Source organism: Buttiauxella sp., assembly GCF_035271705.1.
GTDB lineage: Bacteria > Pseudomonadota > Gammaproteobacteria > Enterobacterales > Enterobacteriaceae > Buttiauxella.
Genome location: NZ_DATERI010000104.1, coordinates 1 through 11,573, shown reverse-complemented (window position 1 = coordinate 11,573; position 11,573 = coordinate 1). Strand labels below are relative to the sequence as shown.

The 11,573-nt window shown below is 50.1% G+C and carries 13 protein-coding genes; 7 read left to right on the top strand and 6 right to left on the bottom strand.

Translation table 11 applies throughout. The features are described 5' to 3' along the window. Both VJY99_RS09630 and mtr read left to right on the top strand, forming a co-directional pair. A partial coding sequence (locus tag VJY99_RS09630) for a DbpA RNA binding domain-containing protein (RefSeq protein WP_324117830.1) occupies nucleotides 1-798 on the top strand: 798 nt, incomplete at its 5' end. A gap of 159 nt (nucleotides 799-957) precedes the next feature. Continuing rightward, a complete protein-coding gene (gene mtr / locus VJY99_RS09625) occupies nucleotides 958-2,202 on the top strand; it encodes a tryptophan permease (RefSeq protein ID WP_324117829.1) in 1,245 nt (414 codons plus the stop codon). A 32-nt stretch (nucleotides 2,203-2,234) separates the two neighbouring features. Here the strand turns inward: mtr and VJY99_RS09620 are convergent, their stop codons facing one another. From VJY99_RS09620 to ubiU, 3 genes are all read right to left on the bottom strand, one after another. Continuing rightward, complete coding sequence (locus VJY99_RS09620) at nucleotides 2,235-3,236, bottom strand: luciferase-like monooxygenase (protein ID WP_324117828.1); 1,002 nt, start codon at nucleotides 3,234-3,236, stop codon at nucleotides 2,235-2,237. A 201-nt stretch (nucleotides 3,237-3,437) separates the two neighbouring features. Further along, nucleotides 3,438-4,322, bottom strand: coding sequence for a U32 family peptidase (locus VJY99_RS09615; protein WP_414641581.1), 885 nt, complete (start codon nucleotides 4,320-4,322; stop codon nucleotides 3,438-3,440). A gap of 8 nt (nucleotides 4,323-4,330) precedes the next feature. Further along, nucleotides 4,331-5,326 (bottom strand): ubiquinone anaerobic biosynthesis protein UbiU, encoded by a 996-nt coding sequence (gene ubiU, locus VJY99_RS09610; protein WP_324117826.1) that lies wholly within the window; start codon nucleotides 5,324-5,326, stop codon nucleotides 4,331-4,333. Nucleotides 5,327-5,584: 258 nt separating this feature from the next. Between ubiU and ubiT the strand changes: the two genes are divergently transcribed. Together ubiT and VJY99_RS09600 are read left to right on the top strand one after the other, a co-directional pair. After that, on the top strand, nucleotides 5,585-6,109 hold the full coding sequence (gene ubiT, locus VJY99_RS09605) for a ubiquinone anaerobic biosynthesis accessory factor UbiT (RefSeq protein ID WP_324117825.1): 525 nt from the start codon (nucleotides 5,585-5,587) through the stop codon (nucleotides 6,107-6,109). Further along, nucleotides 6,103-6,609 (top strand): N-acetyltransferase, encoded by a 507-nt coding sequence (locus VJY99_RS09600; RefSeq protein WP_324117824.1) that lies wholly within the window; start codon nucleotides 6,103-6,105, stop codon nucleotides 6,607-6,609. Before ubiT ends, VJY99_RS09600 begins: the two co-directional genes overlap by 7 nt. Nucleotides 6,610-6,616: 7 nt before the next feature. Here VJY99_RS09600 and VJY99_RS09595 read toward each other — a convergent pair whose 3' ends face one another. Continuing rightward, nucleotides 6,617-6,901 (bottom strand): GIY-YIG nuclease family protein, encoded by a 285-nt coding sequence (locus tag VJY99_RS09595; protein WP_324117823.1) that lies wholly within the window; start codon nucleotides 6,899-6,901, stop codon nucleotides 6,617-6,619. A 53-nt stretch (nucleotides 6,902-6,954) separates the two neighbouring features. Between VJY99_RS09595 and VJY99_RS09590 the strand changes: the two genes are divergently transcribed. Further along, nucleotides 6,955-7,398 carry a YhbP family protein gene (locus tag VJY99_RS09590; protein ID WP_324117822.1) on the top strand — a complete coding sequence of 148 codons (444 nt, stop codon included), beginning with the start codon at nucleotides 6,955-6,957 and terminating at the stop codon, nucleotides 7,396-7,398. Nucleotides 7,399-7,413: 15 nt separating this feature from the next. Then, nucleotides 7,414-8,055: a hypothetical protein gene (locus VJY99_RS09585; RefSeq protein WP_324117821.1), complete on the top strand. Its 642-nt coding sequence runs from the start codon at nucleotides 7,414-7,416 to the stop codon at nucleotides 8,053-8,055. 5 nt (nucleotides 8,056-8,060) lie between these two features. Here the strand turns inward: VJY99_RS09585 and nrdG are convergent, their stop codons facing one another. Both nrdG and nrdD read right to left on the bottom strand, forming a co-directional pair. Beyond that, nucleotides 8,061-8,525 carry an anaerobic ribonucleoside-triphosphate reductase-activating protein gene (nrdG, locus tag VJY99_RS09580; RefSeq protein ID WP_324117820.1) on the bottom strand — a complete coding sequence of 155 codons (465 nt, stop codon included), beginning with the start codon at nucleotides 8,523-8,525 and terminating at the stop codon, nucleotides 8,061-8,063. Nucleotides 8,526-8,632: 107 nt separating this feature from the next. Beyond that, the gene (nrdD, locus tag VJY99_RS09575) at nucleotides 8,633-10,783 is read right to left on the bottom strand and encodes an anaerobic ribonucleoside-triphosphate reductase (RefSeq protein ID WP_324117819.1); all 2,151 of its coding nucleotides are present in this window, start codon (nucleotides 10,781-10,783) and stop codon (nucleotides 8,633-8,635) included. A gap of 561 nt (nucleotides 10,784-11,344) precedes the next feature. Between nrdD and VJY99_RS09570 the strand changes: the two genes are divergently transcribed. Beyond that, nucleotides 11,345-11,573 (top strand): hypothetical protein (locus tag VJY99_RS09570; protein WP_324117818.1); only part of this gene is annotated, 229 nt, incomplete at its 3' end.

Genomic DNA, 11,573 nt, shown 5'->3' with positions numbered 1-11,573 from the left:
AGCGATCTGGATCTGTACCGTGGCCTGCTGGCGAAAATTCAGCCTTCTGCTGAAGAAGAGCTGGATATGGAAACACTGGCTGCAGCACTGCTGAAAATGGCACAGGGCGAACGTCCTCTGATCCTGCCACCAGATGCACCGATGCGTCCACGTCGTGAATTCCGTGAGCGCGATGAGCGTTTCGAACGTCCAGAACGTGCTCCACGTGGAGACCGTGCACCACGCGGTGATCGTCCAGAACGTGGCGATCGTCCACAGCATGCTGATCGTCCACAGCGTGATGGCGATGCACCACGTCGCGAACGTCGTGATGTTGGCGATATGGAACTGTACCGCATTGAAGTTGGTCGTGATGATGGTGTTGAAGTTCGTCACATTGTTGGCGCTATTGCTAACGAAGGCGATATCAGCAGCCGTTACATTGGTAACATCAAGCTGTTTGGTACTCACTCCACCATTGAGCTGCCAAAAGGCATGCCAGGTGAAATTCTGCAGCACTTTACCCGTACTCGTATTCTGAACAAACCGATGAATATGCAGCTGATGGGTGATGCTCAACCACGTACTGACCGTGGCGGCGAACGTCGTGGCGGTGGTGCTGCTGGTGCAGGTGCTGGCCGTGGTTTCGGTGGTGGTGAGCGTCGTGAAGGCGGTCGCGGTCCACGTCGTGATGGTCCAGGTGCTGGCGCTGGCGCTGGTGCACCACGTAGCTTCAGCGGCGAACGTCGTGAAGGCGGTCGTGGCCCACGTCGTGAAGATGGCTCAGCTCCGGCTCGTCGTCGTACTACTGAAGCATAATTAACAGAAGTTTATGCCTGCTGTTTATCAGCAGGCAGTGATAAAAATCCTGGTTAAAGCAACCGGGATTTTTTTTATCCAAATTGTACTCGTGTACTGGTACAATGTTGCGCAGCAAACCTGTCGCTTCGACAGCCGTTCATCGTTTCAGGAATTCGTATGGCAACCTTATCTACCACCCACGCATCGCCCTCTATTTTCGGCGGAGTCATGATCATTGGCGGCACAATTATTGGCGCGGGAATGTTTTCCCTGCCGGTGGTGATGGCGGGGAGCTGGTTTTTCTGGTCTTTAGCGGCACTGATTGTGACGTGGTTTTGTATGTTGCATTCTGGCTTGATGATTCTTGAAGCCAACCTTAATTATCGCGTGGGCTCAAGCTTTGACACGGTGACCAAAGACTTGTTGGGTAAAGGCTGGAATCTGATTAATGGTCTTTCTATCGCCTTTGTCCTGTATATCCTGACCTACGCTTATATCTCGGCAAGCGGCTCCGTGATTCATCACACGCTGGGCAAAATGTCCGTCGATTTTCCCGCGCGATTTGCCGGTCTGATTTTTGCCTTTGTGGTGGCATTTATCGTTTGGCTCAGCACGCGAGCGGTCAGTCGAATGACGACGATTGTACTGGGTGCCAAAATACTGACCTTTTTTATGACATTCGGCGGCCTGATGTGGCATGTCGAACCTGCAACGTTGTTGGATAACAAAGCGATAAATCCGAGCTATCTCCCTTACTTATTTATGACGCTACCGTTTTGCCTCGCCTCATTTGGCTACCATGGCAACGTGCCGAGCCTGATGAAGTATTACGGTAAAGATCCCCAGACTATCAAGCGCTGTCTTATCTGGGGGACGCTGATGGCGTTGGGGCTATACGTCATTTGGTTAATTGGCAGCATGGGTAATATTCCGCGCAGTGACTTTATTGCCATTGCGGATAAAGGCGGAAATATCGATGTTCTGGTCGGCGCGTTGAGTGGCGTGTTAAACAACCGCGCGTTGGATTTACTGCTGATCATTTTCTCCAACTTTGCCGTTGCCAGCTCATTCCTTGGCGTGACGTTAGGTTTATTCGATTATCTGGCTGATTTATTTAAATTTGACGACTCACCGCTTGGGCGCCTGAAAACAGCATTAGTGACATTTATTCCACCTATTCTGGGAGGAGTCATCTGGCCTGACGGTTTTATTTATGCGATAGGTTTCGCGGGACTGGCCGCAACTATCTGGGCGGCAATCGTTCCTGCACTCCTGGCAAAAGCCTCACGTAAGAAGTTTGGTAGCCCGATTTATCGCGTGTGGGGCGGGAATAAAATGATTGTGCTGATACTTATCTTCGGTGTGACTAACGCCGCGATTCATATCCTTTCTAGCTTTGATCTACTGCCGGTCTATCATTAAATTTTTCGCCCCTCAATTAAGGGGCGAAATCATTATCCCTTCAAACTCTCATACACATCCATTGCTAAATCAAATGAATGCAGCCGGGCTTGGGTATCGAAGATCTGGCCGTTAACCATAATCTCATCGGCATTTGTTTCCCGCAGTAATGAAAGCAACCCATGGCGCACTTTGGCTGTATCGCCAACCAGCGACATACTCAGCGCTTGCTGTACACCATACTTCTCTGCCGGGCTCCAGATGCTATCCATGTTTTCAATCGGTGGGGGCAGCTGACCTGTTTCACCACGACGTAATCTAACAAAGGCTTGCTGCATCGAGGTAAACAAAAACTCGGCATCGCGGTTGCTGTCAGCCGCGACAATATTAATGCAGACCATTGCATAGGGCTTTTCAAGGCGCGCAGACGGTTTGAATTGGGTGCGGTAAAGTTGAAGCGCCTGGAACAACATATCTGGTGCAAAGTGAGAAGCAAAGGCAAACGGCAGCCCAAGTTGTGCCGCAAGCTGTGCGCTATAAAGGCTGGAGCCTAGCAACCACACAGGGATCCTGGTGTTGTAACCCGGAACCGGGCGCACGGCTGGGTTCGGATCGGTTGCATCAAACCAGGATACCAGCTCACTCACATCCCGGGGGAAATTATCAATATCACCGCTCATATGGCGACGTAGCGCCATCATAGTGCGCTGATCGCTACCCGGTGCGCGGCCTAAACCCAAATCGATACGTCCCGGATAAAGAGTTTCCAGGGTGCCAAACTGTTCGGCAATGACTAAAGGTGAATGGTTCGGCAGCATCACGCCGCCAGAACCCAGGCGTAAAGTTTCAGTATTCGCCGCCAGATAGCCAATCAACACTGATGTGGCTGCGCTGGCAATCCCAGTCATGTTGTGGTGTTCAGCCAGCCAGTAGCGGTGATACCCACGCTTTTCAGCAAGACGAGCTAAATCCAGAGAACGATGAAATGCATCACGAGGCTGCGAGCCTTGTGGAATCGGGGCTAAATCGAGAAGAGAGAACGGGACTGAAGTCATAACGGCTCACTTTGTTTGTGCTCTTCATACTTCAAGCTGCATCTTTGTTGGCAACACTCACTGACCCAAATCACTGACTAATGTAAGCTCATCGGGATACCTTCTCTTGCCGCCTTGATGCAACTCGAATTACTTTGGGTAGAATGACTCTTCAGTATTACGCAAAATCATCAACAATTAAGTAACAAAGTGAGCCTTTTCTTAGCTCTGAGTGACTAACTCTAAACCAGCGACGCGTCGCCAGTAACCATTACAGTCGCTCTGTGCTGCCAGTGACAAAGGCGTATTTCCGTTTTCATTTTTGCGGAAAGCTTCCAGAACGCGCAGTGTTTCCATCCCCATCGGGGATAAACGCACCATATCGACCAGGCCTTTCATGGATGCCAGTTCGTTGCCGAGGTTGTAAACATAACCGCTCATGGTTTGAATGCCGTTAAGCACAAACACTTGCTGATTTTCCTGGGAAAGCATGTTGCGCCCAACAGGATAGTTAATGCAGCAGGTTTCGCACTCATCCTTTGGCTTGTCTTCTGAACGAGCAGTAAAGCAACGAGCAGAATAAGCCAGCGGTAAGTGGCCGTAGCTCAGCACTTCAACTTCAAACTTGTTGCGGATACCCAACTCGTCGCATTGAGTCAGCATATTCGCCAACCAGTCTCGAGACAGCTCAACGGGCATACACCAGCGAACCATGCCTTGTTTAAGCAACAAACGCAGCGTCACCGCGTTGTAACAGTTAAGCGCATGCCCTGCGACAAACGGAAGCTTGCGTTCTGCCGCCATGTTCACAGCACCCAGATCGTTGGCTTCAATCAGGAATTCGCCATTCTCGACATAGCGTTTTAGCTCGTTCAATTCAGATGGAGCTTGTACCAACGCTAAAGTGGAAAGCACAACTTGCTTACCCTGGCTGGCCAGGCTTTTCGCCATATCCAGCCAGTCACCCGTTTTGGTTGCACGACGCTTACTGCAAACTGACTCGCCAAGATAAATAGTTTCAGCGCTGCTGTTTGCGGCTGCCTGGTAAAAGTTTTCCAGGGTTTCTTTTGGCCAATAATACAGCACCGGGCCTAATGAATATTTCATGGGATTTCCTACTGCCATTTACGGTGATAGGCACCGAGAGTGGTTTGTGTGCCTTCGGCCATCGCCCCTAATGCTTCCATCCATGCCGGTTGTGCACGGTAATTCTCAGGGTCTGCCATGCATAGATCGATTGCCTGGCGCCACACTTTGGCGACCTGGCTGACATACGCTGGGCTGCGCTGGCGGCCTTCTATTTTTACCGAGGCAATATTGGCGGCTAATAATTCAGGTAACAGCTCAAGCGTATTCAGACTGGTTGGCTCTTCTAGCGCGTGATATTTCTGGTCATCGACCAGGTAGCGTCCTTTGCAAAGCGTCGGATAACCCGCATTTTCGCCGTCCTGGTACCTGTCAATCAGCACATTATTAAGGCGTGATTCCAGGCCTTGTGGTGTTTGCTGCCAACGAACAAAGCGTGCTGGAGAACAAGCACCCACGGTATTCGGTGATTCACCAGTCAGATAAGAAGAGAGATAACAGCGACCTTCCGCCATGATGCACAGGCTACCGAAAGCGAAAACTTCCAGTGGCACCGGGGTTACTCGGGCTAACTGTTTGACCTGATGAATGGATAACACGCGTGGCAGTACGACACGAGCAACGTCGAAATGGCGATGATAAAAACGAATCGCTTCTTCGTTGGTGGTGGAAGCTTGCACTGAGACATGGCGTTCGATATGCGGATAACGTTCAGTTGCGTACTCAAGCATGGCGAGGTCAGCCAAAATGAGGGCATCAGCTCCGAGTTGCGCTGCCATATCCACTGCTCGTTGCCAGCGCACGTAGCCGTCAGGGTGCGCGAACGTATTGATAGCGATATGCAGTTTACGGCGATGTTGATGCACGTAACTTACCGCTTCTTGCAGTTTCTTCTCCGTGAAATTCAGTCCAGCAAAATGGCGTGCGTTGGTATCATCTTTCAGACCAATGTAAACCGCGTCGGCACCATTATCGATGGCCGCTTTCAACGCCGGTAAGTTTCCGGCTGGGCAAAGCAACTCCATAATTTATCCTGAATCATCGGGAGACCTCAGAGGTCACCCATGCAGCCCAAGGCAAGGGCCGCAAAATTGTTAACGAACGGGGATTTTAGTTAACCCGACCACGACAAATTTTGATTTAAGGCAGCTAATGGCGTATTGATGACTTATTGATAGGGTCTATAAGTGGTATCTATTACCCGCGCAATTGTTGATTTGCACCGCTACGGAGAATGGTTGGTGTGGCAAAATAGCGGTTAAATTTCTCAAGGAGTAAAACTCGTGTTGGATAAATTGCGTTCACGCCTGGTCCATCTTGGCCCATCACTGTTAAGAACACCGGTTAAACTGACTCCCTTTGCTCTAAAACGACAGGTGCTAGAACAGGTACTTGGCTGGCAGTTTCGCCAGGCGTTGGAAGAGGGTGAACTCGAATTTCTTGAGGGACGATGGTTAAGTATTGAAGTACGTGACCTCGGTCTGAAGTGGTTTACTTCAGTACAAGATAATAAACTGGTAGTGCGTGAAGATGCCCCGGCTGATGTCAGCTTCAGTGCGACTGCTAACGATCTGCTGATGATCGCCGCACGTAAGCAAGATCCCGATACCTTGTTTTTCCAGCGTCGGCTGGTTATTGAAGGCGACACAGAACTTGGGCTGTACGTGAAAAACCTAATGGATGCCATTGAGCTGGATGCGATGCCTAAACCTTTACGCATACTGCTGCTGCAATTGGCTGATTTTGTCGAAGCAGGTATGAAGCATCAATCTGCTCCAGAAAGTAACTCAGTAGGTGAGCTATGCTAATTCGTGTAGAAATACCCATTGATGCCCCTGGCATCGACGCCTTACTTCGCCGTTCTTTTAACGGTAATGGTGAAGCCGATTTGATCAAAGATTTACGAGAAGACGGGCTGCTAACGCTTGGCGTTGTTGCCACCGACGACGAAGGTCAGGTGGTGGGTTACGTGGCATTTAGTCCTGTCGCCGTAGAAGGTGAAGAGCTTCAGTGGGTAGGGCTTGCACCACTTGCAGTGGACGAAGCTTACCGTGGTCAGGGTCTGGCGAAGCAACTGGTATACGAAGGGTTAGATTCGCTCAATGAGTTTGGCTACGCGGCTGTCGTGACTTTAGGCGAACCCGCTCTGTATGGTCGCTTTGGTTTTGTCCCGGCGGCACGATTTGGTTTACGTTGTATCTGGCCAGATACCGAAGCCCAGTTCCAGATTCATCCGTTAGCCGATGACGCGCTTAATGGCGTGAGTGGATTAGTGGAATATCACGAACATTTTAATCGAAAATTCTGATCTCCATTTACGTTTGAAGGCCTGCTAACAGGTCTTCAAACGCTAATGTCCCTATAACCAACATCTCTTTTTGCGCTTTAGGTAGCTGTTTGATGCGATATTCCAGACGTAACGCGCTGGAGCGATCACCCACCAAATGGCTGAATGCCAGCGTGAGTTCACCTCTACCACGCAACGCTTTCGCCCCTTTCCCTGTTTGATGCTGCGAGAAGCGGCGCTCCACATCAGTAGTAATGCCCGTATATAAACGGTTATCGAGGGTGCGGACTAAATAGAGATACCAGGGAGACATAGGTCAGGCGCATAATTGACGTTTTCCGCAGAATATCACTCTTCAGGTTGCACATGGAAACTCTCAATGCCATTAGTCGTTGGCTGAACAAACAGCATGTACTGACTTACTGCGCAGGTAGTCACAGTGATTTATGGTGCGCCAATGCGTTCTATCTCTTTGATGACAAAAGCATGGCTTTTTATTTGTTGAGCGAAACGCATACCCGTCACAGTGAGTTAATTGGTCAGCAAGCTCATGTCGCCGGAACCGTCAACGGGCAGCCGAAAACTGTCGCACTCATTCGTGGTGTGCAGTTCCGCGGTGAAATCAAATTGGTTGAAGAAGGTGAAGCTGACAGTATTCGTAGCCGTTACTATAAGCGCTTTCCCGTTGCCAGACTGATGTCAGCACCGGTATGGGAAATTCGACTTGATGAAATAAAAATGACCGACAACACGCTCGGTTTTGGAAAAAAACTACACTGGCTGCGGGATGAAACTAAGCTTGGTGAATAAGCGACAGGAGAACTTATGAGCCGGGTTTTGCTAACAGGGGCCACAGGCCTCATTGGTGGGCATCTATTACGCATGTTGATCGCAGCGCCGCAAGTCAGCCACATCGTTGCGGCTACACGGCGCCCCTTGCCTGCGATGAACAAAGTTACTAATCCCTACGATCCTCAGTTGAGTGATGTGCTCACACAACTAACCGAGCCACTGAATACGATTTTTTGCTGCCTTGGTACCACCATGAAAGAAGCAGGCAGCAAAGAAGCTTTTGTATTAGCGGATTACACGCTGGTGGTGGATACCGCGATAACCGGCTTGCGTCTGGGTGCAAAACATATGCTGGTAGTCAGTGCTATCGGTGCAAACAGCAAATCGCCGTTCTTCTACAACCGGGTCAAAGGGGAAATGGAAGAGGCGCTTATCGCGCAAGGGTGGCCGCGCCTGACTATTGCACGCCCATCCATGCTGTTGGGGCATCGTGAATCACAACGCTTCAATGAATCGTTGTTTGCGCCTTTGTTTAAAGTCATGCCAGGGAAATGGAAATCCATTGAAGCGAGGGATGTGGCGAAGGCGATGCTGCGCGAAGCGCTTTCCCCTTCACCTGAAGGCGTGAATATTATGGATTCACGCCAGTTGCGAGAAATAGCAAAAGCCCCGTAAGGGCTTTATCGCAAATGATGGACGACCTGGTTACTGCTTCCGCGCCAGACAAGTGCTGGGTCTTTCAACTCCTGAACGAATTTACCGTCGATTAGCACATTGATTAAATCCACCACTTCGAGCTGATCCGCCGTTAACTCATCGAGTTTGTAACCCGTCCACATCCAGATATCTTTTCCAGGGCACTCGGCTCGCACCCGTTTTACCAGCTTCAGTACATCCGCAATATTTTGCGGATGAAGCGGATCGCCGCCCGAAAGCGACAACCCCTGGCGGCGAATACGTGTGTCGTTAAGATCGGCAATCACCCGATCTTCCATTTCCTGCGTGAACGCCATACCGGAATTCAGCCGCCAGGTGCTCTTGTTGTAGCACCCGGGGCATTCATGCACGCAGCCAGAAACAAACAGCGTGCAGCGTGTTCCCGGTCCGTTGACGATATCTACCGGGTAGTATTGATGGACATTCATTTTCGCTTCTCACTTGCCATCATAGCTGCGTTAGCTGCTCTCAATCACCCTAGTCACTGACTTTAGTCAGCTCCCAGGGATTCTTCGTTTGCCGCCTTGATCTGACGTCAATTGCTTTGAAAATCATCAAGCTGCCCGTTACCCAGATGCTTCACTCGGCGCTTCACTTCTTCTTGCTTACCGGTGTTAAATGGACGAGCATCCGGGCTGCCGAGATAGCCGCAAACGCGGCGGGTTACTGATACGCGAGCGGCATCATGGTTGCCACATTTCGGGCAGGTGAAGCCTTTGCTGGTGCATTCAAATTCACCGGTAAAGCCGCATTCGTAACACTCGTCGATTGGCGTGTTAGTGCCGTAATACGGAACGTGTTTGTAGCTATAATCCCAGACATCTTCCAGCGCTTGCAGGTTGTGCTGAATGTTAGGGTATTCGCCGTAACAGATGAAACCGCCGTTTGCGACCGGCGGATACGCTGCTTCAAAGTCGATTTTGTCGTAAGGGTTAACTTTCTTCTCAACATCTAAGTGGAAGCTGTTGGTGTAGTAACCTTTATCGGTCACGCCTGGCACCACACCAAACTCGGCGGTATCAAGGCGGCAGAAACGATCGCACAGGTTTTCACTTGGTGTGCTGTACAGGCTGAAACCATAGCCCGTTTCTTCTTTCCAGCTGTCGGTTGCCTGGCGCAGACGCTCAACAATCGCCACGGCTTTCGCGCGCAGGACTTCGTTGTCGTAAACGTGCTGATTGCCAAACAATGCATTCACTGTTTCGTGGATGCCGATGTAACCGAGGGAAATCGACGCACGGCCATGTTTGAAAATCTCAGAAACGTTGTCGTCTGCTTTCAGACGCACACCGCAAGCCCCTTCCATATACAGGATTGGCGCAACGCGAGCTTTCACGCCTTCCAGACGCGCAATACGTGTCATCAGCGCTTTATATGCCAGTTCCAGACGGCTATCGAGAAGTGTCCAGAAAGTGGCTTCATCGCCTTTGGCTTCCAGCGCAATACGCGGCAAATTAAGGCTGATAACGCCGATGTTGTTACGGCCATCGTGAATCTGCTCGCCGTTTTCTTCATATACGCCAAGGAAACTACGGCAGCCCATCGGTGTTTTGAACGAGCCGGTCACTTTCACGACTTGGTCATAGTTCAGGATGTCTGGGTACATGCGCTTGCTGGCGCACTCCAGAGCCAACTGTTTGATATCGTAGTTTGCGTCGCCAACTTTGTGGTTCAGGCCATCTTTGATAGCAAAAACCAGTTTTGGGAACACCGCAGTTTTACGGTTCTTACCCAGGCCCGCGATGCGATTACGCAGAATAGAAGTCTGAATCAGGCGCGATTCCCAGCTTGTTCCCAGACCAAAACCGAAGGTCACAAACGGTGTCTGGCCATTGGCGGTGTGCAGCGTATTCACTTCATATTCCAGCGACTGGAAAGCGTCGTAACACTCTTTCTCAGTACGGGAAAGCGCATAACCCTCGGCATCCGGGATCTGCCATTCTTCCGCCGTCTGACGATGTTTTTCGAAGCTTGCCGTGACAAACGGCGCCAGTACTTCATCAATACGGTTGATGGTGGTGCCGCCGTAAATGTGGCTGGCAACCTGAGCGATGATTTGCGCTGTTACCGCTGTGGCGGTAGAGATGGATTTTGGTGGCTCTATTTCAGCATTACCCATCTTAAAGCCACGGGTCAGCATGCCTTTGAGATCGATAAGCATGCAGTTAAACATCGGGAAGAACGGAGAGTAATCCAGATCGTGATAGTGGATATCACCACGCTCGTGCGCTCGTACCACATCTCGTGGTAATAAGTGCTGTGTAGCGTAGTGTTTAGCCACAATCCCGGCTAACAGGTCACGCTGAGTCGGGATAACCTTGCTGTCTTTATTCGCATTTTCGTTGAGCAAGGCGGAGTTAGTTTGTTCAACCAACCCCCGGATTTCCTGGTTTAAGCGGCCACGCTTTTCGCGTTCAATATCACGATCATGACGATATTCGATGTAAGCGCGCGCCAGCTGTTTGTAGTCACCCGCCATCAGCTGGTTTTCGACAGCAGTCTGGATTTCACCGATATCAACCTGCGTACGGCCTTCCATTTGCGCGCGCACAATATCTGCGACGGTGGCGCAATAGTCTGCGTCATCGACTCCCGCTGCTTTAGCTGCACGAAGAATAGCTTCTTTAATGCGCTCTGAAGTGAAAGGCACTTTGCACCCGTCTCTTTTCATCACATGCGGTGTCATGATCTCTCCATTCTAAAAAGGTTATCCACAAAGGATTGGAATTGTACGCAAGCCGGAATTTGCTCGCGTTGCCATAGGCTTTATGTTTTTGAGCCAATGCTTATCCACAGATAATCCCCAGAACCGTCTGTGGTACTTGTTGCTATAATAGTCGAAAAATACAATATGTGGGGTCGGGGCGCATTCTAAGGTCTATATGTAGTGCTATGCACCAAACAAGTTTGCGATTTTATTGATACAGGACAAAGTATTTTGAGCGTTGCAGGAGGGGCCTGAGTCGTTCGGGAGAACAAATTTTCGGAATGAGAAATTTGGACATATTGTCAGCGAAGTGGCCGGGTACTGGTATAATTGGGGCGCAGATTTACTCCCTCATTTTTGAAGTTCACCTTTCCTATACTCACTCTGGCCATACCCATTTAATTCGCCCCACTGATTCTTTTCTCTTTTACATACACAAAACAAATTAAATAACTGATGTATAAGCCATATTTTTTACATTTAAGTTGTTTTTCATCCCAAAATCAGAACTCCATCACAGTCCGAAACCTGCAGCCAATTATGCTCCTGCTGACACCACGCCGGGTTTTCCGGCCACGTTTTTCACATCAGGGCGATATCGTGCTGCAGAGCAACAGCAAACTGACCTTACCCGCTAATGATGTGGAGAAAGTGAATCAGTTTGATCTTGAAAAACGTGGTTTTATCCGGCTGGAGCAGAATGAGGAGCCCCTGAGCTTCTTCCAGACCCCGAAAGAAGGATGGTTGCGTCAGGCGTTTGGCCGGCTGG

Excerpts from the sequence above, each read along its gene's own strand:
- VJY99_RS09595 (WP_324117823.1), bottom strand. The coding sequence starts at position 6,901 with ATGTCTCCCTGGTATCTCTATTTAGTCCGCACCCTCGATAACCGTTTA.
- VJY99_RS09590 (WP_324117822.1), top strand. The coding sequence starts at position 6,955 with ATGGAAACTCTCAATGCCATTAGTCGTTGGCTGAACAAACAGCATGTA.
- VJY99_RS09600 (WP_324117824.1), top strand. The coding sequence starts at position 6,103 with ATGCTAATTCGTGTAGAAATACCCATTGATGCCCCTGGCATCGACGCC.
- VJY99_RS09620 (WP_324117828.1), bottom strand. The coding sequence starts at position 3,236 with ATGACTTCAGTCCCGTTCTCTCTTCTCGATTTAGCCCCGATTCCACAA.
- VJY99_RS09585 (WP_324117821.1), top strand. The coding sequence starts at position 7,414 with ATGAGCCGGGTTTTGCTAACAGGGGCCACAGGCCTCATTGGTGGGCAT.
- ubiU (WP_324117826.1), bottom strand. The coding sequence starts at position 5,326 with ATGGAGTTGCTTTGCCCAGCCGGAAACTTACCGGCGTTGAAAGCGGCC.
- mtr (WP_324117829.1), top strand. The coding sequence starts at position 958 with ATGGCAACCTTATCTACCACCCACGCATCGCCCTCTATTTTCGGCGGA.
- nrdD (WP_324117819.1), bottom strand. The coding sequence starts at position 10,783 with ATGACACCGCATGTGATGAAAAGAGACGGGTGCAAAGTGCCTTTCACT.
- VJY99_RS09615 (WP_414641581.1), bottom strand. The coding sequence starts at position 4,322 with ATGAAATATTCATTAGGCCCGGTGCTGTATTATTGGCCAAAAGAAACC.
- nrdG (WP_324117820.1), bottom strand. The coding sequence starts at position 8,525 with ATGAATGTCCATCAATACTACCCGGTAGATATCGTCAACGGACCGGGA.